This is a genomic window from Nonomuraea sp. NPDC050202, from assembly GCF_040656115.1.
Classification (GTDB): Bacteria; Actinomycetota; Actinomycetes; order Streptosporangiales; family Streptosporangiaceae; genus Nonomuraea.
In genome coordinates this window covers 13,921-37,696 of record NZ_JBFALF010000022.1, presented here as the reverse complement: position 1 = coordinate 37,696, position 23,776 = coordinate 13,921, and the positions used below count along the sequence as shown (strand labels likewise).

At 73.1% G+C, this 23,776-nt stretch carries 20 protein-coding genes; 7 read left to right on the top strand and 13 right to left on the bottom strand.

What is annotated here, in order from left to right:
- Nucleotides 1-158: 158 nt before the first annotated feature.
- A complete protein-coding gene (locus tag AB0I79_RS40880) occupies nt 159-1,310 on the bottom strand; it encodes an alginate lyase family protein (protein WP_357885274.1) in 1,152 nt (383 codons plus the stop codon).
- Nucleotides 1,311-1,455: 145 nt separating this feature from the next.
- Nucleotides 1,456-2,754, bottom strand: coding sequence for an alpha/beta hydrolase (locus tag AB0I79_RS40875; protein WP_357885272.1), 1,299 nt, complete (start codon nt 2,752-2,754; stop codon nt 1,456-1,458).
- A 583-nt stretch (nt 2,755-3,337) separates the two neighbouring features.
- Here AB0I79_RS40875 and AB0I79_RS40870 point away from each other — a divergent pair.
- Together AB0I79_RS40870 and AB0I79_RS40865 are read left to right on the top strand one after the other, a co-directional pair.
- A complete protein-coding gene (locus tag AB0I79_RS40870; RefSeq protein ID WP_357885270.1) occupies nt 3,338-4,360 on the top strand; it encodes a histidine kinase in 1,023 nt (340 codons plus the stop codon).
- A complete protein-coding gene (locus AB0I79_RS40865; RefSeq protein ID WP_357885268.1) occupies nt 4,357-5,058 on the top strand; it encodes a response regulator transcription factor in 702 nt (233 codons plus the stop codon). Before AB0I79_RS40870 ends, AB0I79_RS40865 begins: the two co-directional genes overlap by 4 nt.
- A 279-nt stretch (nt 5,059-5,337) precedes the next feature.
- Here AB0I79_RS40865 and AB0I79_RS40860 read toward each other — a convergent pair whose 3' ends face one another.
- The 4 genes from AB0I79_RS40860 to AB0I79_RS40845 all read right to left on the bottom strand — a co-directional run bounded on the left by AB0I79_RS40860 (nt 5,338) and on the right by AB0I79_RS40845 (nt 9,544).
- Nucleotides 5,338-6,468 (bottom strand): hypothetical protein, encoded by a 1,131-nt coding sequence (locus tag AB0I79_RS40860; protein ID WP_357885266.1) that lies wholly within the window; start codon nt 6,466-6,468, stop codon nt 5,338-5,340.
- Nucleotides 6,469-6,780: 312 nt separating this feature from the next.
- Nucleotides 6,781-7,377: a DUF1707 domain-containing protein gene (locus tag AB0I79_RS40855; protein ID WP_357885264.1), complete on the bottom strand. Its 597-nt coding sequence runs from the start codon at nt 7,375-7,377 to the stop codon at nt 6,781-6,783.
- A 100-nt stretch (nt 7,378-7,477) separates the two neighbouring features.
- The gene (locus AB0I79_RS40850) at nt 7,478-8,260 is read right to left on the bottom strand and encodes a glycerophosphodiester phosphodiesterase family protein (RefSeq protein WP_357885262.1); all 783 of its coding nucleotides are present in this window, start codon (nt 8,258-8,260) and stop codon (nt 7,478-7,480) included.
- A 78-nt stretch (nt 8,261-8,338) separates the two neighbouring features.
- Nucleotides 8,339-9,544: an MFS transporter gene (locus AB0I79_RS40845; RefSeq protein ID WP_357885260.1), complete on the bottom strand. Its 1,206-nt coding sequence runs from the start codon at nt 9,542-9,544 to the stop codon at nt 8,339-8,341.
- 72 nt (nt 9,545-9,616) lie between these two features.
- Between AB0I79_RS40845 and AB0I79_RS40840 the strand changes: the two genes are divergently transcribed.
- Nucleotides 9,617-10,588, top strand: coding sequence for a helix-turn-helix domain-containing protein (locus tag AB0I79_RS40840; RefSeq protein ID WP_357885258.1), 972 nt, complete (start codon nt 9,617-9,619; stop codon nt 10,586-10,588).
- 25 nt (nt 10,589-10,613) lie between these two features.
- Here AB0I79_RS40840 and AB0I79_RS40835 read toward each other — a convergent pair whose 3' ends face one another.
- Complete coding sequence (locus AB0I79_RS40835; protein WP_357885256.1) at nt 10,614-10,919, bottom strand: hypothetical protein; 306 nt, start codon at nt 10,917-10,919, stop codon at nt 10,614-10,616.
- Between the two features lie 185 nt (nt 10,920-11,104).
- Here AB0I79_RS40835 and AB0I79_RS40830 point away from each other — a divergent pair, with 185 nt between their 5' ends.
- The 4 genes from AB0I79_RS40830 to AB0I79_RS40815 all read left to right on the top strand — a co-directional run bounded on the left by AB0I79_RS40830 (nt 11,105) and on the right by AB0I79_RS40815 (nt 18,007).
- Nucleotides 11,105-12,253 carry a glutamate--cysteine ligase gene (locus tag AB0I79_RS40830; protein ID WP_357885254.1) on the top strand — a complete coding sequence of 383 codons (1,149 nt, stop codon included), beginning with the start codon at nt 11,105-11,107 and terminating at the stop codon, nt 12,251-12,253.
- An 11-nt stretch (nt 12,254-12,264) separates the two neighbouring features.
- Nucleotides 12,265-14,052: an N-acetylglutaminylglutamine amidotransferase gene (locus AB0I79_RS40825; RefSeq protein ID WP_357885252.1), complete on the top strand. Its 1,788-nt coding sequence runs from the start codon at nt 12,265-12,267 to the stop codon at nt 14,050-14,052.
- 233 nt (nt 14,053-14,285) lie between these two features.
- Nucleotides 14,286-16,136 (top strand): alpha/beta fold hydrolase, encoded by a 1,851-nt coding sequence (locus AB0I79_RS40820; protein WP_357885250.1) that lies wholly within the window; start codon nt 14,286-14,288, stop codon nt 16,134-16,136.
- Nucleotides 16,137-16,381: 245 nt separating this feature from the next.
- Nucleotides 16,382-18,007, top strand: coding sequence for a RecQ family ATP-dependent DNA helicase (locus AB0I79_RS40815; RefSeq protein ID WP_357885248.1), 1,626 nt, complete (start codon nt 16,382-16,384; stop codon nt 18,005-18,007).
- Between the two features lie 6 nt (nt 18,008-18,013).
- On the opposite strand, the gene AB0I79_RS40810 is transcribed toward AB0I79_RS40815, so the two are convergent.
- The 6 genes from AB0I79_RS40810 to AB0I79_RS40785 form a co-directional block, all read right to left on the bottom strand.
- Entirely contained in the window at nt 18,014-18,463 is a 450-nt protein-coding gene (locus AB0I79_RS40810; RefSeq protein ID WP_357885246.1) for a DUF6789 family protein, read from the bottom strand.
- Between the two features lie 41 nt (nt 18,464-18,504).
- Nucleotides 18,505-19,227, bottom strand: coding sequence for a TetR/AcrR family transcriptional regulator (locus tag AB0I79_RS40805; protein WP_357885244.1), 723 nt, complete (start codon nt 19,225-19,227; stop codon nt 18,505-18,507).
- A complete protein-coding gene (locus AB0I79_RS40800) occupies nt 19,224-20,744 on the bottom strand; it encodes an N-acyl homoserine lactonase family protein (RefSeq protein WP_357885242.1) in 1,521 nt (506 codons plus the stop codon). The genes AB0I79_RS40805 and AB0I79_RS40800 overlap by 4 nt, the downstream gene beginning before the upstream one ends.
- Nucleotides 20,745-20,915: 171 nt before the next feature.
- Nucleotides 20,916-21,605: a DUF899 family protein gene (locus AB0I79_RS40795; RefSeq protein ID WP_357885240.1), complete on the bottom strand. Its 690-nt coding sequence runs from the start codon at nt 21,603-21,605 to the stop codon at nt 20,916-20,918.
- Between the two features lie 165 nt (nt 21,606-21,770).
- Nucleotides 21,771-22,751 (bottom strand): LLM class flavin-dependent oxidoreductase, encoded by a 981-nt coding sequence (locus AB0I79_RS40790; RefSeq protein ID WP_357885238.1) that lies wholly within the window; start codon nt 22,749-22,751, stop codon nt 21,771-21,773.
- A gap of 46 nt (nt 22,752-22,797) precedes the next feature.
- Nucleotides 22,798-23,739 carry an RNA polymerase sigma-70 factor gene (locus AB0I79_RS40785; protein ID WP_357885236.1) on the bottom strand — a complete coding sequence of 314 codons (942 nt, stop codon included), beginning with the start codon at nt 23,737-23,739 and terminating at the stop codon, nt 22,798-22,800.
- Nucleotides 23,740-23,776 lie beyond the last annotated feature (37 nt).

Here is a 23,776-nt window from a genome sequence, read left to right as displayed (position 1 = left end):
AGACTCCCGTCCCGGGCGGGCCCAGACGTCGTACGGTCCGGGCCCCTGCCGGGCTCGACCAGACGGAGACCTCTGCAGACATGTCGGCCACGCCGTCGGGGGCGAGGTCCGGCGTGGCCGACCCGCTCATCGCGGCCCAGCGCGGGTTCAGCGCGGGTTCAGCGCGGGTTCTTCGCGTGGGTGAGGGTCTCCCAGGCCAGGAAGCGCGAGGCACCGACCGGGCGCTTCTGCTTCACCCACTTCTCGGCATGGGGCATGTCGTATCCGAGACGCTGGTGCAGCGCGTTGTAGCCGACTTCGAGGTTCGGCCCGAGGCCGGGGGTGACCTCTCCGCCGCACAGCCACGACGGCACCGGCGCGCCCAGTTGCAGGCGAGCGTGGAAATCCATCGCGAACCGCAGCCGGTGCTTGGCCGTGGCGTACAGGTCCACGCCCTGGTGGCGGGCCGTCTCTGCGACGTGGGAGATGGCCGCGAGCCCCCATCCCGTGTGCCCGAAGTCACGGCAGGTTTCCTGGGTGAGGCCGTTCACGAACGTGGTCTGCCCGTGCCAGTATTCGATGATCTCGGCTTCGGTGTCGTGCTTGCTGTTCGGTGGCGCTTTGGGCAGCGAGCCGTCCGTCTTGAGATAGATGTAGGCGGGGAGCCTGCCGCGCCAGGTCGTGACCGCCCGGTCGAACGAGGCCCGGTCGTCCAGGTGCACGGCGATGCCGATGGCGGCATCGGTCATGATCAGTTCCCAGTTGCCTTGGTTGTCGGGCCTTCCGGCGATCACGGTCGGGAGGTACACGGTGCGCAGCTTGCCGGCGAACCGGCCGGCCTGGGTCCAGCCGGAGTAGGTGTGCCTGATGAGCTCGGCGGCGCGGGAGAAGTTGGCGCCCGCGAAGCCGGTCTGCAGCGGCGCGTTGCTCCCGGTGTGTTCGGTGATCACGGCTGACCAGGCGTCCATGATCTGGATCGCCTTCTTCGCGTAGCGGGGGTCCTTGGTGAGGTACCACTGCAGGGCGTGTGTGTAGGCCGCGTTGGCATCCTGACGCTCGTCCGAGCAGCCGTGGTCGGGGTTCCCCCACATACCGCACTCCACGACGGCGCGGGGCTTGGCCGTGTAGGACAGCGAGGCATCGGAACTGCGTTGCAGGGCTTCCCAGGCAGACTTCCACGGTTCGTTGCCGAGGTTGGCTCTGACGAAGTCGAGCTGAGCGCGGCTGACCAGGACGCCGGGATGCTTGAACGCGGCCGCCTGCGCAGGCTGCGGGGCGGATAAGGCGGCGGCCACGAGCATGGTGGCGGCGAGAGGGCGACCGAGACGCAAGGGTTTCCTTCCAGGCGCGGACGTCCATTCAGCCAGCCGCCGGCTCAGCTGTCAACGTTCTCGCGCCGTGGACCTCGGCCGCTGTACCGCCGCATGCCGTACCCACGGTTGGACATGCGCAGCCGGCCGGGTGCTCGGCGGTTGTCTAAGCGCAGCTCTGCTGCTTGACGTCACACCGTTTGACCTCGGGGTACCGCGTTGAGGGCTTGTCCAGCAGGGGCTGGGGCTTGTGGCGCAGGTGCAGGTCGAGGAAGGCTCGCACGGTGCTGCGGGTGATCTCGACCGCGCGTTCTGCGGACAGGCCGGGATTGCGGTGGATACCGAGCTGCTCCACCAGCAGGGCGGTGTCGGTGAAGGAGGCATGTTCTGCCCCTGTCACCACGAGCCAGCGCTTCCATCCGGTCAGCCGCGCCCAGTCACGGTCCCACGTGGTGTCCTTGCCTGCCGGGCTGTGCATGGCCTGCGTGCCCAGGAAGAGGAACGGCCGCGACAGCCCGCTGTCCGGGATCGGGGAGAAGGTGGTGCCGTCCATGTTGAGGCCGGCACGCACGCGGGTGTCGTTCAGCATGGCGGCGATGGCGCTCGCGCCTCCTGCGGAGTGCCCGGCCATCGCGATCCGGGACGGGGCGATCAGCGAGGCGCCCTTCCAGACGGGGTGCGCGCCGGTCAGTTCGTCGAGGACGAAGGTGACGTCGGCCGCTCTGCTCTGGCCTACCTTGTTCCAGAACATCTGGTCCTTGCGGGCCTCACAGGCGACACACGTGGTGACCCGGCCGTCAGGGAAGGTCGTGGCCAGGCTCTCGTAGGTGTGGTCGATGCCGGCCACTACGTAGCCCCTGCTGGCCAGCTCTTCGGCCAGGGCGGTGAGCGAGGCGCGGGGTTCGGTGAAGCCTGGGGAGAGGACCACCAGGGGCAGGCTGTGTTCGCGTCCTGCCGGTCTGGTGTCGCTGAAGGCGTTGGTCCGCGTTGTGCTCAAGGCGTCGTACGGCACGCCGGGGATGTCCTCGCCTTTCAGGATGAGCTCTGATTCCTTCGCCGTCATGTACGGGGCCCGCTTCCCGCTGCGGGATTTGGTCGGGTACCACAGGGAGATCATGAGTTCCCTCGCCTTCGCAGCGGGAACCCAGGGGTCGGCGCGGGAGGTGTCCTTGAGGTGCAGGGACGTGGTGCCGACCGGCTGGGATCCGGTCGGTTCGGGCAGGTGTGGCGTGCCGGTCCGGGTGGGCGACGGATCGGCGGCGACAGATGCGGTGACAGATGCGGCGGAGCCGAGCGACGGTTGGCGCGAGGGGGAACCGGGGACGAGCGGACCTGATGTGGAGGCGCAGGAGGTGGCGGCCGCGAAGGCGAGCAGGGCCGCGACGGCGGTGGTGCCTCGGCGGATCCGGCGGGGCGGCGTCGGTGTCCCCGCGCCGGTGCCGTGCCCTGAGGCTGGATTGCGCATGCCCATTCTCTCCATCGCATGAGCCAACGGACTGTCCTTCCTGATGGGGCCGCCTCGACGGGACCTGTGCCGGCGGCCGGTGGCGACAACGACGCTAGGGGCCGGCGAGATTCGTCCGCGTCGGCTGTGTTGCCGATATCGAGCCCTTCTCGGGGAGGATCGCTCGGCGGCGTCATCCTTGCGATGTACTTCTGGCGGAGGTCGGATCCGGTCACCGGGGCTGACGCGGGACGTGCCATGCGGCCGGGACAATGCATCAGTGACGACAGTGAGCAGAAGACGTGCATGGTGGCGATCGCGGCCGGATGTGCTATGGCCTGTACGGGAACCCGCTGCGCCCTCGCGCCGGTCGCTCCTCGCCGACCTGCTGCTCGCGATCGCCCTGACCGTCGTCGCCGTGGCCGCGACAGCGGGCGCCGCGGACGGCACCCATCGCCTCGACGGCCGACAGCCCTCTTTCTTGGAGCCCTTGCAACTGCGGCCCTCTCCACCGCCACGAAGCAGCGATGCCCCGCCTGACCGCGGGGAACGGCCCGTCGCCCCCGCCGGCCGCCAGGAGGATCCAGGTCCGCTCCCGCTCCTGGTGGTCCTGACGGCTCTGCCGCTGGCAGTGCGACGGCTGTACCCGCTGATCACTTTCTGGACGGTGCTGGCCGCGGCGTTGGCCACCCACGACGACGCGACGTGGATCACCGTGGTGGCGTTCGCCATCGCCGCCTATGGCTCCGTGGCCCACAGCCCTCACCGGGTGCCGGCCGTCGGCGGGCTCGTCCTCGCCACCGTGCTGGCGGGCGTCGCCTTCCGGGACTCCGTCCCGGCGTTGCCGAGCTGGCTGGGGCCGTTCGTGGTGGTGATGAGCGCCGGAGTCGCCGCGAGCTTCGTCCGCTCCTGGCGGCAGCGGCTCGAGGCGGGCCGCCGTCGATTCGCCGACCTGGAGCGGGCGCAGGAGGAGGCCATGCGCAAGGCCGTCCAGGAAGAGCGCTCCCGGATCGCCGCGGAACTCCACGACGTCGTCACCCACAATGTGAACGTGATGGTGATCCAGGCCGGAGCGGCACGCAAGGTGATGGACACGGCCCCTTCCCGGTCGAAGCAGGCCATGCTGGCGGTCGAAGCCGGCGGCCGGGCCGCCATGGCCGAACTACGCCATGTCATGGGCCTGCTCGCCGGACCGGAGAGCGAGCGGGCCGGCAGCAGCGCCGACGGGCTCGAACCGCAGCCGGGACTCGACCAGCTCGACTCGTTGATCGAACGGGTACGAGCAGCCGGGGTGCCGGTCAGCGTCGAGATCTCTCCACCGCCCGGCCCGCTGCCGCCCGGGGTGGAGCTGGCCGTCTACCGCGTCGTCCAGGAGGCGCTGACCAACACGATCAAACACGCGGCCGGCGCGCAGGCGTCCGTCAGCATCGGCCACCGCGGCGACTGCCTGGAGATCGAGGTCACCGACACCGGCGGCAGCCGGACGACGCGCGCCGGAGACGGCCAGGGCCGGGGCCTGATCGGGCTGCGGGAGCGCCTTGCCCTTTACGGCGGCACCCTGCAGGCCGGGCCGCGGAGCGGCGGGGGCTATCGGATCACGGCGCGGGTTCCGTGGACGACCAGGTGAACCGGCCTCTGCGCGTGGTCATCGCCGACGACCAAGCGTTGGTCCGCAGCGGGTTCGGGATGATCCTCACCGCCGACGGCATCGACGTGGCGGCCGAGGCTGCCGACGGAGCAGAAGCCGTCGCCGCCGTCCGGCGTACTCGGCCCGACGTCGTGCTCATGGACATCCGGATGCCGCAGATGGACGGCCTCGAGGCCACCCGGCAGATCATGGCAGCAGGCGCGGGCGAGACCCGCGTGCTCATCCTGACCACGTACGACCTCGACCACTACGTCTACGCCGCGCTCACCGCAGGGGCCAGTGGCTTCCTGCTCAAGGACGTCACGCCCGAGCACCTGGTGGCCGCGGTGCGCCTGGTGCGCGCAGGCGACGCCCTGCTCGCACCGGCGATCACCCGCCGCCTGGTCGAGCGGTTCGCCCGCCGCGACGACGCCGGCCCAGCCGTCCATGGGGACCTGTCGGAGCTGACACCCCGGGAACTGGAGGTGCTGCGCCTGCTCGCCACCGGGCTGAGCAACGCCGAACTCGCTGACCGGCTGGTCCTCAGCCCGACGACAGTGAAGACTCATGTCGCGCGCATCCTGTCCAAGCTCGGCCTCAGGGACCGGGTGCAGGCGGTCGTCCTCGCCTACGAGACCGGGCTGATCGCCCCACGCTCACCCGCCAACCGGCCGCCGGAGAACCTGCCCGGACCGTGAAAGCCGGCCGCGCATCGTCGGCCTGTACCGGCTGCTGATGCGGGCCTCGCCCGGCCCGATCGCCCGGCTGAACCACGCCGTGGCCATGGCCGAAGGGCCGGCGGCGGGCCGGGCACTGCTGGACGCCCTGGACGATCCGCGCCTGGCCCGCGACCGCCGCCTCCATGCCGCCCGCGCGCACCTGCTGGAGATGTCCGGGGACCGCAAGGCCGCGCGGGCATGGGCTCGACCCGGCGCTCGCGTTCGACCTCGTGGTGCCGTCGCTGCCAGAGGTCGCGGTCAGCTCGCCTGGTCGCGCAGCAGCTCCGTCACGGTGGTGGCGCGCATCAGGTGCGGGTCCAGCAGCTTCGCCCGCTCGCGCGGGACGCCGCCCGCGAGAGCCGCGTCCGTGAGCGCCTTCCTGAGCCACTGCACGTCCACCGGATGGCCGTCGGGCTGCCTGAGCAGCGGCTCCCCGGCCGTACGGGCGGCTGCCAGGGCGCGCAGCAGCGAGCGGGCCAGCGGCGGGACCGGGAAGGCCACCAGGTCGCCGCGCCCGTCGTGCACGGTCACGACGGCGGGCTCGCCGGCCGTCACCGCCCGCAGGTCCTGCACGGTCAGCCCGGCCAGGGCGGACACGGGCGCGCCCGTCGCGTCCAGCAGCGCGACGGCCGCGGCCTCGGCGGACCTGCCCTCGGCGGCCAGCCGGGCGGCGCCCTCGCGCAGCAGCCGCCGCTCCTCGCGGCTCAGCACGTCGCGGTCGCGGGCAGGCGCCGGGCGCGGCACGGTGGCGGTGCGGTCGTGCCGCACGACGCCGCTGCGCCAGGCGAAGGTGTAGAACGACGACAGCACGGCCCGTTTCCTGGACACCGTCGCGCTCGACAGCGGCCTGCCCGGGTTGCGCACGCCGATGGTCAGCGTCCCGGCGCGGGCGGCGTCGCAGTAGGCGTCGAGGTGGGCGCCGGTGACCGCGAGCAGTTCGATCGCCGGGTCCACGCTGCGCAGCCAGCGCACGAACGCGGCCAGCACCTGCAGCCGGGTCTGCCGGGTGGCCGCGGACTGCTTGTCCAGCAGCCAGGCGGCCACGGTGCGCCGGGTGGCCGGTGCCAGGGAGTCGACCAGGTCGACGTCGGCGCCCGACGCCTCGCCTCCGTCGCCGGGACGGCGGCGCGGCCGCAACCCGCCGATCCGCCCCACGCTGAGCACCGCCGGATCCGTCACGGCCTCTTCCGGAACGGCCTGCGCCACCCCGGTCTCACCTCGCTCCTCCACCATCGCCGCCAGGCGCCACTCGTCGGCAACCGGTGTCGTACGCGGCCCGTCGGGCACCGCGCTCTCGGGACGCCCCGTGCCCTGCTCCTCGCCGGTCGCCGGGAGGGCGGCGGGCGGGATCGTCGGGGCGGCGGCGTCTGTTCGGGGCAGGCTCAGCACTCGGCCGTCCCCGCCCTCGCGGTCACGGCCGCGCACCCGGCATGGCCGGGCAGCGCCGCACGGCCTCGCAGCCTCGCGTGACCGGCCAGGCCCGTAAGGCCGAGCAGCGCCGGCCGCGCCAGGGACGTCACGGACGTGTCGGCGGCCGGCGAGCAGGCGAGAACGCCGCGACGGCCTGAGCCAGGCAGTGCAATCATGATCTCGATCTTCTCACGGCACGGCCCTCCGCCGCCTCCAATGTCGGGTTGTGACCGCCGATGTCATGATCTGCGAGTTTTACCGGTCAGCAGGTTCGGGCCGCGAGCCCGGCCCTCAATTCCCCTGCAGGCGCCGCTGCTTACGGCGTTCCCAGGTGTTGGGGTGCCGGATGACCACGCCTCCCGCGCCGCCGCTGCCGGTGAGGCGGATCAGCGGCGTCCTGGGGAGCCGCTGCGGCGTGGTCTTGTCCGTGAAGCCGCCCATGCCCCCGTCCATCCGGGAGGTCTCCGCGGCCCAGCCGTCGGGGATGATGATCGTGATGCCGCCCATCTGGCCCTGCGCCTCGATCCGGACCTCGGGCAGCCGGCACTCGGCCTGGGTGAAGTCGAGCTTGACCGCGCCCATCCCGCCGTACACGGTGATGCGCCCGGGCACGTCCCAGCGCCCGGAACGCGTCGCGCCGTTCATGCCGCCCTTGACGACCAGCGGCTCCTGATTCACCGGGACGTCCGGCGGCAGATCGGCGGTCAGGGGCGCCAGATCGGCGTACGTCTTGGCGCTCAACGCCAGCTCCAGCCGCGTGTCCAGCTCGCCCAGGTCGATCCGGCCCTCGGCCGCCGCCGTGTTCAGTCGTTCTACCACCGCTTCGCGCTCGTCATGCGAGACGCGCCACTCATCACGGCGGACGGGTTCCGGAAGCCCAGCGTTCATGCCCCAATGATACGGAAATACGGGGAAATAGGCCGTCGGCTCGTCCGGGCATCCGGACGACGTGCGCCCGGCCGCACGTCGCCCGGGGCCTGCCTCGCCCTCACTGGCACTTGCCCACCAGCCAGGCCCGCATTTGGGACGGGTAGTCGGTGGCGATCCGCCTGGCGCCGCTCTGGAGCGCGGCCTTCCACGCGTTCTCGTTCAGCTGCCACGGGGGCGGCGGCTCCTCCCACCTGGTGACGTCGGGCCAGATCGGGCCGCCGCTGAGCACCTGCGTCATGCCCGCGGCCGTCACCCGGGTCCTGAGCTCGGCGGCGATCCCGCTGTCGTGGGAGTACAGGATGATCTCCTGCGACCGGTGGTTCTCCCTGACGGGGTCGAGAACCTCCGCCCATGCCCGCGCCTTGATCGCGGCGTCCGTGCTGAACAGCGACTGCCGGGCCTCGGGCTTGATCTCCACCAGCCCGACCATGCCGGCCGACCTCATCGCGGCCAGCCATTCGCGGAAGGTGTGGACGGTCTCGCCCTGGAAGGGACCGCGGGTGATGGTCCGGCCGTCGAGCTTGGTGTCGCCGGTCGCCCACCAGATCTCGGTGATGTTCTTCTTCGTGCCCGTCAACCCCCAGGTGGAGGTGTTGTGCCACATGACGGCCTTGGTGCCGTTCCTGGTCAGCTGCAGGTCGGCCTCGACGCCTGACGAGCCCCACGCCTTGTACTGGCGGATGGCCGTGGGGTTGTTGGGCTGGCGGATCTGGTCCCGTTCCCAGGCGTTGGCGCCGGTGGGGTAGCCGCCGTGCCCGAAGATCTGCGGGCACGCGGGCAGCGCGGCGGACGGCGAAACGAGTGACGAGGCCAGCAATAACGCGGTGAGGGGGATGGACACGGCACACCTTTCGATCTTGTGGTGAACCCACGGTACGCCTCCTGTGATCATCCCGCAGCTCCGATGCGGGGTGAGCGGCTACGTCGGCGAGCCGGCTCGGGCCGGGACCGACCGGCCTGCGGCCCCCTGAGGCTCCCGGCCGAGCCGCCTGACCGGCTTGATCAGCAGCAGGGCCGCCACCACGCCGACCGCCACCACGGCCGACCCCAGCATGAAGGCGCGCGGCTCGACCAGCGTGGTGACCGGACCGGCCAGCGCCTGCCCGGCCGCCATGCCCGCGACCGACCCGGCCACCTGGTAGGCGTTGACCCGGTTGAGCACGTCCGGAGCGATCTGCGTCTGCACGCTGGTCGACCACATCACCGACCAGAACGCCCACGCGCACCCGCCGAGCAGGTGCCCGGCCATCAGCACCGGCAACGGCAGCCCGAGCGCGACCGTCAGCGGAACCGCCACGTACCCGCTCAGCGCCACCGCCCCGGCCGCGAGCGGCCTGCGCGGCCTGAACCTGATCGCCACCAACCCGCCCAGGACGGTGCCGAGGCCGAGCGCCGCCATCACCCAGCCGTAGTCGGCCCCGATGACCTGCGACGCCAGCGGCACGGACGGTCCGATCACCAGCACGCCCCAGAACACCCAGACCAGGATGACCGACCACATCCAGCTCCTGGCCCTGAACTCCTCCCAGCCCCTGCGCAGGTCGCTCAGCACGTCGGAGGGCCCCGGCCTGGGCACGGCGACCCGGACCAGCAGCAGGCCCACCCCGCTGACCAGGAACGTCGCGGCGTCCACCGTGTAGACGAAGACCGGCCCGCCGACGACGATGAGGACTCCCGCCAGCGCGGGACCCGCGAGCTGGGTGACCGCCTCGGCGAGCTTGAGGGTCGCGTTGGCCCGCTGCGGGTCCGTGGCGACCAGGGGGACCATGCCGTTGACGCCCGGTTCGAACATCCCGGCGGCCGTGCCCGACAGGAACGCCATCACCAGCAGCAGGGGGTACGGCGGAGCGCCGTCCAGGAAGGCGACGGCCACGACCCCCTGGGTGACGACCCTGACCACGTCCGCGCCGATCATCACGCGCCGGGCGCCGATCCGGTCGGCGACGACCCCGCCGAACAACATGACCAGCACGGCCGACGCGGTCCAGAGCGCGAGCACGTAGCCGACGCCCGCGATCCCGTAAACCTTCCCGATCGCCAGCGCCGAGGCGACGGGCATCATCGCGTCGCCGAGCAGCGAGATCGTGCGGGCACCGAAGTAGAGGGTGAAGTTCCTCGTCCACATGAGCTCCAATTCTGGATATTTCCAGATCAGAGCGCCGGTGTCCCAGATGACATCATGAGGTACATTCGCGCCATGCCTGCGGAATCCCCGGAAACGCCCCCGACACCTTCCGGCCCGCATCGCGTGGTCGCCTTGGTCGCCCCGAACCAGGAGCTCTACCCGGTCACCGCCGCCTCCGCCGTCTTCGGCTACCACGGGCCCGACATCCCCCAGCACTACAGCTTCCGGCTGTGCGCCGAGCGCCCCGGCTCGCTCCCCACCACCCTCGGCGTCCCCATCCAGGTGGACGACGGCCTCGAAGCCCTCGGCGACGCCGACACCGTGCTCGTCGCGGGCTGGACCATCGCCCCCTCCCCCGCCGTGCTCCACGCCGTCTCACGCGCCCACGCCCGGGGTGCCCGCGTCATCGCCGTCTGCGCCGGGATCTTCATCCCCGCCGCCCTGGGCCTCCTGGACGGCCGCCGCGCCTCCGTCCACTGGGAGCTCTCCGCCGAGCTCGCCGCCCGCCACCCCCGCGTCATCCTCGACGACACCGTCATCTACGTCGATCACGGCGACGTCGCCACCGCCGGGGCCTCGGCCGCCACCAGCGACCTCTGCCTGCACCAGGTGCTGCAGGAGCACGGCGCGGCCCACGCCATGCGCATCGGCCGCCAGCTCGCCGCCGGTCCGCACCGGGAGGGCTGCCAGCGCCAGTACCCTCCCCTCCCCACCACCGGCCCCATGCCGGACTCGCTGGCCCCGCTGCTCGAATGGCTCCTCTCCCGTCTGTCCGACCAGATCACGGTCGAGGACATGGCCGCCTTCTCGGGCGTCTCCGCCCGTACCCTCACCCGCCAGTTCGCCACCCAGCTCGGCGTCCCGCCCGCCCGCTGGCTGCTGGAACGCCGCCTGGCCGCCACCCGCGCGCTGCTGGAGGAGACCGACCTGCCCGTCGAGACCATCGCCACCCGCGTCGGCCTGTCCTCGGCGGTCAACCTCCGCCGCCGCTTCCACACCGCCCTGCGCACCACGCCTGCCGCCTACCGCCGCTCCTTCCGCTGACACCGCCGCCCGCGCCGTCAGGGACTCAGGGGCGCGGCGAGTCCCTCGTCCAGCGCGGGCTCCAGCCGCGGTGTGAGCGACGGCCCGAGGCAGCGACGCATCTGCGGCACACGTCGCCGACCTGCTCGGCCGAGCCGCCGGACTCCGGGAACACCTCCGGCCAGGCCACGTGGTGGAAGCGGAGCAGCCCGGACCGGCTGAGCGGCAGCCCGCACAGCGTCTGGTTCGTCCCGGGGAACCAGGCGTGCGCTTCGCCCGCCGGGCGCCGTACCCCCTGCTCGTCGCGCCACTGCCCCGAGGCGGCGACCGACGGCTCACCTCGTGCCGGCATCGGTGTCCTCCTCGTCACGGTCGATCTCCCTCGCGAGGTGCCCGACTACCCGCCGCTTTCCTCCTCAACCTTGGCAAATCCCCGCGTCAAACATGTTCCGTGCAAAGAATCGTCACGTGCATAAGGCCGTTCTCGGGGGAGTAGACAAGCCTGCCACGAGTTGGACGAGCCGGGGGTGATTGATCGTGGAGGGAGAAGAGGAAGCGATCCGGGTGGGAGTGGAGGAGGAGTTCCACGTCGTCGACGTCCGCACTCGCCGCCTGGCGGCGCGGGCCGAGCTGTTGCTGGAGGCGTTGCCCGAGGACAGCTTCGCGCGGGAGTTGCAGCGTTCGACGGTGGAGTCCAACAGCGCGCCCTTCCGGCGGCTGGAGGATCTGGCGCGTGACCTGTGCGGGTTGCGAAGGCGGCTGATCCGGCAGGCCGACGAGGTGGGGCTCGGGATCAGCGCGGCGGGCAGCGCTCCGCTGGTCGAGATGGACGAGGTGAAGGTCTCCGCGGAGCCTCGCTACGAGCAGATGCTGAGCGACTACCAGCAGCTCACGCGGGAGCAGCTGATCTGCGGCATGCACGTGCACGCGGAGGTGAGCGACCCCGACCTGGCCGTCGCGGTGGCGCACCGGTTGACGCCGTGGCTGCCGCCGCTGCTGGCGCTGTCGGCCAGCTCGCCGTACTGGGACGGCGGCGACACCGGATACGCCAGCTACCGCAGCCTGGTGTGGCAGCGCTGGCCCACGGCGGGCCCGATCGCCAAGTACGACTCCGCCGCCGACTACGAGGAGATGATCAAGGAGTTGATCCGCTCGGGGGTGATCACCGATCCCGGGATGATCTACTCCGACATCCGGCCGTCGCAGCACGTGCCCACGGTCGAGCTGCGCATCTGCGACTCCTGCCCGCGGGTCCAGGACGTCGTGCTGATCGTCGGCCTGTTCCGGGCGCTGGTGGCCAGGGAGCTGGAGGCGGTGCGCCGGGGAGTGGAACGGGAGGTACATCTGGAGGCGGCCCGGGCGGCGACCTGGCAGGCGGCGCGCTCGGGGCTGGAGGGTGAGCTGATCGACCCGGTGGGCGGGGTGCCGCGGCCGGCGCCCGTGGTGATCCGGCGCCTGGTCGAGGGGCTGCGGCCGCAGCTGGAGGACTCGGGTGACGCGGGGCTGGTCTCGGAACTGATCGAGGAGGCGCTGGCCAGGGGCAGCTCCGCGCAGCGCCAGCGGCAGGCGTTCGCCCGGCGGGGGCGGCTGGCCGACGTGGTGGACCTGCTGCTGACCGAGACCAGGGACTGCCGGTGGGACCGGCCGGCGGACGATCCCCCGGCGTACCGGTCCGCGGCGTCCTGAGGAGGCCTGAGATGTGCGGGCTGAGCGGAGAGTTGCGCTTCGACGGCGCCGAGGCGGACATCGGGGCCGTCGGCCGGATGGCGGAGGCGATGCACGAGCGCGGCCCGGACGGCTCCGGGCTGTGGTCGCAGGGGCCGGTCGCGCTGGGCCACCGCCGGCTGAAGATCATCGACCTGTCGGACAAGGCGGCCCAGCCGATGGTGGACGGCGAGCTGGGGCTGGCGGTGGTGTTCAACGGCTGCCTCTACAACTACGGCGAGCTGCGGGACGAGCTGCGCGGCGCGGGTTACCGGTTCTACTCCACCTCCGACACCGAGGTGCTGATGAAGGCCTTCCACCGGTGGGGGCCCGCCTGCGTCGACCGGTTCAAGGGCATGTTCGCCTTCGCCGTCCACGAGCGCGACACGGGGCGGCTGACGCTGGGCAGGGACCGCCTCGGCATCAAGCCGATGTACGTGACCGAGAACGCCCGGCGGCTGCGCTTCGCCTCCTCGCTGCCTGCCCTGCTGGCGGCCGGCGAGGTGGACACCGGCATCGACCCGGTGGCGCTGCACCACTACATGACCTTCCACTCGCTGGTGCCCGGCGAGCGCACGATCCTGTCCGGGGTGCGCAAGCTGCCGCCCGCCACGGTACGGGTGATCGAGCCGGACGGCGGCGGCGCCGAGCACCGGTACTGGGAGCCGTCCCACACCCGGGGCGCCCTGCCCGAGCATGCCGGGCTGAGCGACACGGAGTGGCGCCGGGCCGTGCTGGACGCGCTGCGCGTGGCGGTGCGCCGCCGGATGGTCGCCGACGTGCCGGTCGGCGTCCTGCTGTCCGGCGGCCTGGACTCCAGCCTCATCGTGGCGCTGCTGGCGGAGCAGGGACAGCAGGACCTGGCCACGTTCAGCATCGGCTTCGAACCGGCCGGCGGCGAGCCGGGCGAGGAGTTCGCCTACTCGGACCTGGTCGCCCGGCGGTTCGGCACCGACCACCACCGCATCCGCATCCCGGACGCGCGCCTGATGGAGGGGCTGCAGGACGCGGTGCGGGCGATGAGCGAGCCGATGGTCAGCCACGACTGCGTCGCCTTCTACCTGCTGTCGCAGGAGGTCGCCCGGCACGTCAAGGTCGTGCAGTCGGGGCAGGGGGCCGACGAGGTGTTCGCCGGCTACAGCTGGTTCCCGCCGCTGGCCGGCGTGCCCCGCGAGGAGGCCGCCGGCGTCTACGCCCGCGCGTTCTTCGACCGGCCCCACGACGGGCTGGCCGCGATCCTGTCGCCCGATCGCCTGCTGGATCGCGACGCCAGCGGCGACTTCGTCCGCGCCCACCTGGCCAGGCCGGGTGCCGAGACCGCGCTGGACGCCGTGCTGCGCCTGGAGACCACCGCCATGCTGGTGGACGACCCGGTCAAGCGGGTCGACAACATGACGATGGCCCACGGGCTGGAGGCGCGCACGCCGTTCCTCGACCACGAGCTGGTCGAGCTGGCCGCCGCCTGCCCCGCCGAGCTCAAGCTGGCCCACGGCGGCAAGGGCGTGCTCAAGGACGCCGCCCGGCGGCTGCTGCCGGCCGAGGTCGTCGACCGGCCCAAGGGATACTTCCCCGTCCCCGCCGTCCGGCACGTCGACGGGGCCCTGCTCGACCTCGTCCGCGACGCGCTGACCAGCCGGGCAGCCCGCGAACGGGGCCTGTTCCGGCAGGACTACGTGGATCGGCTGCTCGCCGACCCCGAGCAGGACAGGGCGACGACCGGCGTGAACACGCTGTGGCAGCTCGGGCTGCTGGAGCTGTGGCTGCAGACCCACGGCGTGTGACGCCGCGGCCCGCCGCCGCCCCGCCGCACCTGCCCGCGACCGCCGGCCCGGCCGGCGGGCCCTCACCCACGCCCGCAAACCCGGCCGGCGGGCCCCCACCCGCGCCCGCAAACCCGGCCGGCGGGCCGCCGCCCACGCCCGCAAACCCGGCCGAGGGGCCGCCGTCTGTGCCTGCGCGACCGGCCGGCGGCCCGCTACGCCCGCCCACAAGCTCGGCCGGCGGCCCGCCGCGCGTGCCTGCGGTCGCGAGTCTCGTCGGTGGCCGGCCGTACCTGCCCGCGGCCGAGAGCCTGACCGCGTGGAGCTGCCGCGCCCCCGCCCTGGCGCCCGGAAACAGCGCCGTCGCCTTCATCAGCGACCACGACGGTTCGCCCCGGGTGTGGATCCAGTCCCTCCAGGGCGACGCCGAGGCGTGGGCCGTCGACACCGGGCCGCAGCCGGCGGTCGACGTGAGCTGGGCGCCGACGGGGACGCACCTGGCCGTGCTGGTGGCGCCCGGCGGCGGCGAGCACACCCAGGTGTGGACCGTCCAGCCGCACGGCGGCGACCTGCGCCTGCTGGCCGCCCCCGACGGCGGCTCCGCCGGGGTGGTCCGCTGGACGGGGCGGGGCGAGACGCTCCTGGTCACCGAGACCTCGTCCACCGGCCTGGCGCGGGCCGTGCTCATCGACGCGGTCACCGGCGGCCGCCAGGTCATCGCGGCCGGCGCGCTGCTGAGGCCGGTGGCCATCAGCCGGGACCACGTGACCATGCTGCTGCGGCGGGGCGCGCGTGGCCGCCGGCGCATGTTCCTGGCCGACCTGGCCGCCGAGGCGCTCGGCGCGCACGCGCCGAGCGGCGAACGGCCCCTGCTGCCCGGCCTGCCCGGATCCACCGACGACGGGGCCCTCTCCCCCGACGGCCGCATCGCCTATCTGGTCTCGGACGCCGGCCGCGACCGGGCCGCGCTGCTGGCCGTACGGCAGGGCGCCGAGGCCGTCGTGCTGGCCGAACGGCGCGACGCGGAGCTGGACCGGCTCGCGCTCAGCGCGGACGGGCGCCGCGCGCTGCTGGTGTGGAACGCGCACGGCCGCTCCGAGCTGGACGTCATGGAGCTGGAGAGCGGCGAGCTCCACCACCTCCCGCCGCCGCCCGCCGCCGTGGTCACCTCGGCCCGGATCGGCTGGGACGGCACGCTGGCCGCGCTGGCCGCCGAGAGCCCGCAGGAGCCCTCGCACGTCCTGCTGTGCGACCTGGACGCGGGCGACCACTGGGGCGGCTACCGGCACGCCGCCGGTGCGGGCCCGCTGCCCACGGCGGCAGGCGCCGAGCTGGTGCGCTTCCGGGCCAGGGACGGCCTGGAGCTGGCGGCCTGGCTCTACCGGCCGCCGCACGCGCGCGGCCCGGCGCCGTTCGCGGTGTTCCTGCACGGCGGCCCCGAGGACCAGGAGCGGCCCACCTTCAACCCCCTCTACCAGAACCTGCTGGCCGCCGGGATCGGCGTGTTCGCCCCGAACGTGCGCGGCTCAGGCGGGTACGGGCGCGCCTTCCGCCAGGCCGACGACCGCGAGCTGCGCTTCGACGCGGTGAACGACGTGGCCGACTGCGTGGCGGAGCTGGTGCGCCTCGGCGCCGGCGACCCGTCCCGGCTGGCCTGCATGGGCTGGTCGTACGGCGGCTACCTCACCCTCGCCACGCTCGTCACGCACCCGCGGCTCTTCCGCGCCGCCGTGACCGTCAGCGGCATCGCCGACTTCTCGACCTTCTACGCCCGCACCGAGCCCTGGATCGCCGCCGCCGCGGTCGGCGAGTACGGCCACCCGGACACCGACCGCGACCTGCTGCGCGCCCTGTCACCGCTGCACTCCCTCGACCGGCTGGCCGCGCCCCTCCTGGTGGTGCACGGAGCCCAGGACACCAACGTCCCGCTGTACGAGGCCGAGCAGGTGGTCGAGGCGGCCACCGCCCTGGGCGTGCCCTGCGATCATCTCTTCTTCCAGGACGAGGGCCACGAGATCCGGCGGATCGGCAACAGGATCAGCTTCGTGACCAGGGTGGCGGACTGGCTGGCGCACCACCTGCGGGTCCCGTCGCGCCCCCGTTGACGTGACGCCCGCAGGGCAGGTGGGTGGATGCGCCGCCGGCACGGCTGGGCTGCGGACCGAACCGGGCCAGGCCTCAGGTCGAACCGGGCCGCAGGTCGAACCGAGCCGCAGGTCGAACCGAGCCGCAGGTCGAACCGAGCCGCAGGTCGAACCGAGCTGGTAGCCGGGCTCGGCTCCGATGACATGCCGGCCGCCTGCCGGGGCAGGAACGACATCCCGGCGAGGCAGAGTGCGAGGGAGAGCCGATGAAGGACACGGGCGCGGAGTGCGAGCGGGTGGCGCGGCAGGCACTCGGCCTGGCCGACCTGCGGCCGGGCCAGCTGGCCGCGATGACCGCGCTGGCGCGGGGCCGCGACGTGCTGGTGGTGATGCCGACCGGCGGCGGCAAGTCCGCGATCTACCAGGTGCCCGCGCTGCTCCTGCCAGGCCCCACCGTGGTGGTGTCACCCCTGATCGCCCTGCAGCGCGACCAGGTCGAAGCGCTGCGCCAGCACGACGAGGCGGCGGCGAGCCTGGACGCCGGCACCCCGGCCGGCCGGCGGCGGGCGACCTTCGAGTCACTGCGGGCAGGCGAGACGGAGTTCCTGTTCTGCGCGCCCGAGCAGCTGGCCCGGCCCGACGTGGTGCGCGACCTGGCCGCCGTCGAGCCCTCCCTCCTGGTGGTGGACGAGGCCCACCTGATCTCCTCGTGGGGGCATGACTTCCGCCCCGACTACCTGCGGCTCGGTCAGGTGGCCGAGGCGCTGGGCCGCCCCGCGATCGCCGCCCTGACCGCCACCGCGGCCCCGCCGGTGCGGGCGGAAATCGCCGAACGGCTGGGCCTGCGCGACCCCTTGGAGATCGTGCAGGGGTTCGACCGGCCCAACATCTCGCTCGAGGTACGCCGCATGCTGGACGATCCCGCCCCCGAGATCGTCGCCGCGGTGCGCGAGGAAGCGGGGCCGGGCATCGTGTACACGGCGGTGCGCAGGCAGACCGGCCGCCTGAGCGGGCTGCTGAACGAGGCGGGCGTGCGGGCGGCGGCGTACCACGCCGGGCTGCGGCGGGCCGAGCGCGACGACGTGCACGGCCGATTCATGGGCGGCGAGCTGGACGTGGTGGTCGCCACCAGCGCCTTCGGCATGGGGATCGACAAGCCGGACGTGCGGTTCGTCCTGCACGCCGAGGTGCCGGGGTCGCCGGACGCCTACTACCAGGAGATCGGCCGGGCCGGCCGGGACGGCGAGGCGGCCAGGGCGGTGCTGTTCTACCGTCCCGAGGACCTGGGCCTGCAGCGCTACTTCACCGCGGCCGTACCGGACCTGGAGACGCTGGCCCGGGTCGCGGAGGCGGTCGCCGAGGCCGGGCCGGGCAGCGACCGCAAGAAGCTGCGCGAGCGTACGGGGTTGTCGCCGCGCCGCCTGACGATGCTGCTCGACCTGCTGGAGAGGACGGGTGCGGTACGGCTGGGCACGCGCCGGGTCGGCCCGGCGCCCGGCGGGCCCGACCCGCGGACCGCGGCGGACCTGGCCCGGCGGCTGGCCGAGCGCCGGCGCGACGTCGAACGCACCCGGCTGGAGATGATGCGCCGTTACGCCGAGACCGGCGACTGCCGGCGGCGTTTCCTGCTCGGTTACTTCGGCGAGGACCTCCCCGACCCGTGCGGCGACTGCGACAACTGCCGGGCCGGCACCGCCGGGCGGCAGCGGGAGGAGAGCGGGCCGTTCCCCACGCACGCCAGGGTGGTGCATCGGACCTGGGGGCCGGGCGAGGTCGTGCAGCGCGGCGAGGACCGGCTGACCGTCCTGTTCGACACGGCCGGTTACCACGAGCTGCAACTCGACGCGGTGCTCGAACAGCGGCTCCTCACCGAGACACCGGACTCCCCCTGACGGTGGTCAGGGCGAGTCCGGTGCGTTGAGCCGGTTCACCGCCAGCGCCAGCACGGTGCCGTACACCACGTGGCCGGCGACCATGACCGCCTGCCGGCCGCGCCGGTCCTGGGAGGCCCGGGGCAGGATGCCCAGCCCGGGGATCCAGCCCTGATAGCTGGAGGCCCAGATGGTCAGGGCGTAGCCGACGCCCGCGGCAGCCGGGACGCGGCGGCCCCTGGCCAGCACGCCGTACAGGGAGCCCAGGGTGATGCCGAAACCGGCGTGCGCCAGCGCGCCCGCGACACCCTCGCCGGGCTTCGGCTGGTGCCGGTGGCCCGGGAGCAGTGCGCGGACGATCCGTTTGGGCGGCTGGTCGGGCATGAGGCCCATCCGGCTGCCCGCCACCATGACCCCGCTCATCGCCGCGGTGGCGAGTGCGCCGCCCGCGGCGCCCTTGATGAGATCGCGTATCATGCGGGGCCGTTGCCCTCCAGAGGCGGCCGGAAACGCGTGTGTCAGGTCGCGGGCTCACCGCTCGGGCCGGGCGGACCGCTCGGGTCAGGCCCACCGCTCGGGTCAGGCCCACCGGACGGCTCGGACGGGTCAGACGCGCCGGACGGATCGGACGTGCGGGGCGGGCGCAGCAGCCGGTCGGCCTGGCGGAGCACGCCCTCCAGGTATCGGCGGCCGTCGGCGGGTGCGTCGGGGTCGATGAGCATGCGGTACATGGCCGCGCCGACGACCATGTCGATCACGGTGTCGAGATCGGTGCCGAGGTCGGCGGCGGCCTCCGGATGGGCGCGTTCCAGCGCGGCGCGGATCAGCCGGCGGCGGGGCTGGATGTACTGCTCGCGATAGGTGGCCAGCAGTGACGGCTGGGTGATGCTGGAGCCGATGAGCTGGGCGAGGATCGTACGGAAGCGGGCGTCGCCGAGGGTGCCCGCCCAGGAGCCGGCGAGCCGCTCGTCGACCGGCTGCGCCCCGGCGTCGGCCGCCTCCCAGATCTCGGCCTCGGGGACGAGGGTGCGCGCCTGCTCGATCGCCTGGATCAGCAGCTCCTCCTTGGAGGACCAGCGCCGGTAGACGGTGACCTTGGCCACCCCGGCGCGCTTGGCGATCTGCTCGACGTTGGCGCCCTCCAGGCCGCGCTCCACGAACAGCTCCAGCGCCGCCTTCATGATCGCCTCGTCGGCCTCGGGGTCGCGCGGCCTGCCCCGGGTGCGCCGCGTCGAGGTCATCGGAACTCGACCCGTCCCGGTCCCGTCCCGGACTCCGGCGGGACGAAGCGGGGCGCGTGCCCGGCCCGCAGCCGCCAGCCGGGGGTGAGGACGGCCTCCATGTGCGTACGCAACTCCCGCAACCCCTCCTTGCCGGGCCTCCCGTGGGCGAACGCGGGAACGACCCGGTCGGCATGGTAGCGGGTGTTGTCGTGGGCGAACAGCGGCACGGTGGCGGGCTCGGCGGCCAGCAGGGCCTGGATGCGCCGGGCCGCCTCGAGCTGGCGGGCGGTGTCGGCCCCGCCGATGGTCATCTGGCGGACCTGGTCGACGGCCAGGTGGGGCAGCGTGTAGAGGGTGTCGCCGACGAACAGCACGCTGCCGCCGTCCATGCGCAGCAGCACGCACATGTGGCCGGGCGAGTGGCCGGGGGTGGGCAGCAGGATGACGCTGCCGTCGCCGAAGTGGTCCTGACCGGCCGGGAACGCGCCGAAGGCGCCTGAATCGAAGGCGGGGAAGGAGAGGTTCTCCTTGACCAGGTCGAAGGAGTGCGGGTAGAGCACGCCGTGGTCCCAGTCGCGGCGGTCCAGCACCACCTCGGCCTGGGGCAGGCTGCGCAGCCCTCCGGCGTGGTCGTCGTGGACGTGGGTGAGGAAGACGGTGCCGATCCGCCCGGCGTCGTAGCCGAGCCTGGCCAGGCGGACCCGCAGGTCCTGGCCGGGGCTCAGCCGGTACTCGTCGCGCTCGGTCAGCAGGCGCGAGGTCAGGTCGTAGTACCCGTCGTGGTCGTGCGCCTGCTCCCAGTTGACGCCGGTGTCGACCATCAGGAGCCCGTGCCGGGGGTGGTCGATGAGGTAGGCGTGGACGGGCACCGCGATCTGCGCCTTGTCCACCAGGGTGCGCAGGTAGCCGTTCAGCCCTTCCCAGCCGTCCAAACCGCCGTAGAACTGGCCGTAGGTGACGATGGTGTCGCCGGCGTGAATCGGGAACACCCGCACGGCCCCGTCGGCGATCCGCCGCCGCGCGCCCGGGGCGCGTACGGCCTGTTGCCGCTGCCGCTCGCCCCGTGCCAGCGCCTGGCCGCGCCGGCGTTCCACCCAGCCGGGCGACAGCCCGCTCAGCACGCCCAGCACCAGCCCGGCGCCGCCCGCCAGGAAGGCCCGCCTGGTCTGCGCGGCGGCCCGGCCGCCCGCCGCCCGCCGGGCGCGCAGGAACGCGGGCGCCGCCCAGGTCAGGGCTGCCACGGCGGCCAGGGCGAGCAGCACCGGCAGGTCCGTGACGTGGTGCACGACCGCGAGGTAGAGCGCCAGGGTGCCGAGGGCGGCCGGGATCCCGGGGAACGCCCGGACCCGGCGCCGCGTGGACCGCCGGCCGAGCACGCGGGGCCACAGCAGGCCGGCCGGCAGCGCGGCGAGCAGCAGTCCGTAGGGGACCAGCAGCGGCATCGGCACGCTCTTCAGCCGCAGGACGATCAGCCAGACGGCGGCTGCCGCGAGGGCGGGGACGAGTAACGCGATCTTGCTCAGGGTCTTCAGCACGCGGGCACCTCATTTTGTAAACGCATACGGATGCGTTTACATATTAGAGCGGCCGTGCCCGCCCGACGGCGCGCAGGGGGTACCGGAGACGGTGGCCGGCGGCTTCTGCCGGCCACCGTGTCCCTGGACGGCCTCCCTGGGCGTCCCTGGGCGTCCCTGGAAACCGTGTCCCTAGACCGTGCCCGGGCCGTACATCGCGGCGATCTCCTTGGAGTCGAGCCACCGGCTGTAGGTGGGCGACTGCGGCCAGCCGTCGGGTGAGTCCTGCCACTCCTCCTGCCGCCCGTACGGCAGCAGGTCGATCAGCGCGAAGCTGTGGCTGAGCTGCTCGGTGCCCCGGCCGTTGGTGTGCCAGGTGCGGTAGACGGTGTCGCCGTCGCGCAGGAACACGTTGACGGCGAAACCGCCGCCGGGCGGTGCGCCGACGTCGGTCCCGAACGGGCTGTTCGCGGTGGAGTACCAGGTCATCTTGTTCCCGACCCGCCGCTTGTAGGCGAGCGCCTCGTCGATCGGGCCCTGGGTGACGACGACGAACCGGGCGTCGTAGCCGTCCAGGAACTCCAGCCGGGTGTACTGCGAGGTGAACCCCGTGCAGCCGGGGCACTGCCACTCCTTGCCCGCGAACCACATGTGGTTGTAGACGATCAGCTGCCTCCTGCCTTCGAAGACGTCGGCCAGCCGGACCGGCCCGTGCTCGCCCTCGAGGATGTAGTCCGGCATCCGCACCATGGGCAGGCGGCGGCGCTGGGCGGCGATGGCGTCGAGTTCCCGGGTGGCGGCCTTCTCCCGGGCGCGCAGCTCGTCGAGCTGACGCTGCCAGGTGGCGGCGTCGACGACGGGCGGTAGTGCGTTCGTACTCATGGGTCCCTCACTGATCGGGTGCGCGTCTTGCGGTACACAGAGGTAGACCCGGCCCGGCCGTGGAACTCATCGGTGGCCGGCGTCCGCCCCGGTCAGTCCGGCGTCAGCCCCCGTCAGACCTCGTCAGCCCCCGTCAGCCCCCGTCAGCCCGGTGTCCGCCCGTCGTCAGGCGGTGAGCCGGGGGATGACCTGCTCGCCGAACAGCCGGATCGCGGTCAGCACCTCTTCCCGAGGCAGGCCGCCGATGTCGATCAGCACCAGGTGCGCGTCGAGCCCGAGCAGCTTCTGCTGCGCGTTGAGCCGGTCGGCGACCTCGCCGGGATCGCCGCAGATCGCCGCGCCCTCCATCAACATGTCGATGTCGATCGCGTTGCCGTCGCCCCGCCACGGGCTGGCGAACGCGGCGTACGCCTCCAGGTAGGGCCGCCACCGTTCGCGCGCGCCGCGCTCGGCGACGAACACGTGGCTGGGCAGCGCGACCCGGCCGGGGTCGTCGCGCCGGTAGCCGGCCACGACGTCCACGTAGACGCCGGGGTCGCGCAGGGTGCTGGGCAGCATGAGCGGCATGCCCAGCTCGGCGGCGAAGTCGGCGGAGGCCGCCGAGCCGCTGCCGACCCATAACGTCGGGTGCGGCCGCTGGACCGGGCGGGGGGTGGTGGTCACGCCCTCCAGCGGGCTGCGGAACGTGCCGCGCCAGGTGACGTTCTCCTCCTGCAGCAGTTTCAGCAGCAGGCGCAGGTATTCGTGGAAGCGCGGCCGCAGGTCCGAGGGGGCGATGCCGAAGGCGACGTCGGTCTCCTTCGACACGCCGCGGGCCACGATGAGCTCGGCGCGCCCGGCGGACAGCACGTCGAGGGTGGCGAGCTCCTCCGCGACGCGCACGGGGTCGTGGTGGGCCAGCAGGGTGACGCCGGTGGACAGCCGCAGGGTGGTGGTGCGGGCCGCGATGGCGGCGAGCAGGAGCTCCGGCGCGGAGACGATGTAGCGGGTGAAGTGGTGCTCGCCGATGGCGACGCCGGTGAATCCGGCCTGTTCGGCCGCGACGGCCTGGTCGACGATGGCGCGCACGCGATCCGGCTCGGAAGGCGCTCGCCCGGTACGTGGATCCGGCAGGTGATCCCCGAGGATCAGCAGGTAGACATCCACAAGTCTGGACTCTACCTGCTGATCGTCGCCTCCTCGCGGCCCGCGTTCAGCGCAGGGCGAGCGGCACCTCCGACGCGATGCCGGTCAGCTTCTGCGGGTTGCGGACGTAGTAGAGGCCGGTGATGCGGGCGTCCTCGACCCTGACGGCGATGACGCCGTCGATCTCGCCGTTCACGCGGAGCACGAGTGCCGGGTTGCCGTTGACCACGGTGGGCTCGCCGGTGGGCGTGAACTGGGCCTTGCCGATCCCGCCGACGATGAAGCGGGCCACCTTGCCGGCGCCGACGATCGGCCGCGGCGAGGCCTGCTTGACGCCGCCGCCGTCGCTGATCAGCACGACGTCGGGGGCGAGCACGTCCAGCAGCCCCTGCAGGTCCCCGGTCTCGAACGCGCGCTGGAACGACGCCAGCGCCGACCTGGCCACGCCCGGGGGGACCACCTCGCGGGGGCGGCGGGCATCGACGTGCCGGCGGGCGCGGTGCGCGATCTGCCGGACGGCCGCCGGGCTCTTGCCCACGGCGGCGGCGATCTCGTCGTAGCCGACGTCGAACACCTCGCGCAGCACGAACACGGCCCGCTCGGTCGGCGACAGCGTCTCCAGGACGAGCATGAGCGCCATCGACACGCTCTCCGCGAGCTCGGCGTTCTCGGCCACGTCCGGCGTGGTGAGCAGCGGCTCCGGAAGCCAGGGGCCGATGTACTCCTCCCTGCGGCGCTTCATCGAGCGCAGCCGGTCCAGCGACCGCCTGGTCGCGATCCTGACCAGGTAGGCGCGCCGGTCGAGCACCTGCTCCAGATCGACCTTGATCCACCCCAGCCAGGTCTCCTGCAGGACGTCCTCGGCGTCGGCCACCGACCCGAGCATCTCGTAGGCGACGGTGAACAGCAGGTTGCGGTGGGCGACGAACGCCTCGGTGGCGGCGTCCACCGGCCCGCCGCCGGCCGGTGGCTCGCCCGTGGCCGCCGTCGGCTCGCTGCGCTCGTTCATGTCCTGCTCCTACCTGTTCGCTGTCAAGTGTGCTCCA

Excerpts from the sequence above, each read along its gene's own strand:
- AB0I79_RS40875 (WP_357885272.1), bottom strand. The coding sequence starts at position 2,754 with ATGCGCAATCCAGCCTCAGGGCACGGCACCGGCGCGGGGACACCGACG.
- AB0I79_RS40855 (WP_357885264.1), bottom strand. The coding sequence starts at position 7,377 with ATGAACGCTGGGCTTCCGGAACCCGTCCGCCGTGATGAGTGGCGCGTC.
- AB0I79_RS40845 (WP_357885260.1), bottom strand. The coding sequence starts at position 9,544 with ATGTGGACGAGGAACTTCACCCTCTACTTCGGTGCCCGCACGATCTCG.
- AB0I79_RS40840 (WP_357885258.1), top strand. The coding sequence starts at position 9,617 with ATGCCTGCGGAATCCCCGGAAACGCCCCCGACACCTTCCGGCCCGCAT.
- AB0I79_RS40835 (WP_357885256.1), bottom strand. The coding sequence starts at position 10,919 with ATGCCGGCACGAGGTGAGCCGTCGGTCGCCGCCTCGGGGCAGTGGCGC.
- AB0I79_RS40825 (WP_357885252.1), top strand. The coding sequence starts at position 12,265 with ATGTGCGGGCTGAGCGGAGAGTTGCGCTTCGACGGCGCCGAGGCGGAC.
- AB0I79_RS40815 (WP_357885248.1), top strand. The coding sequence starts at position 16,382 with ATGAAGGACACGGGCGCGGAGTGCGAGCGGGTGGCGCGGCAGGCACTC.
- AB0I79_RS40810 (WP_357885246.1), bottom strand. The coding sequence starts at position 18,463 with ATGATACGCGATCTCATCAAGGGCGCCGCGGGCGGCGCACTCGCCACC.
- AB0I79_RS40805 (WP_357885244.1), bottom strand. The coding sequence starts at position 19,227 with ATGACCTCGACGCGGCGCACCCGGGGCAGGCCGCGCGACCCCGAGGCC.
- AB0I79_RS40795 (WP_357885240.1), bottom strand. The coding sequence starts at position 21,605 with ATGAGTACGAACGCACTACCGCCCGTCGTCGACGCCGCCACCTGGCAG.
- AB0I79_RS40785 (WP_357885236.1), bottom strand. The coding sequence starts at position 23,739 with ATGAACGAGCGCAGCGAGCCGACGGCGGCCACGGGCGAGCCACCGGCC.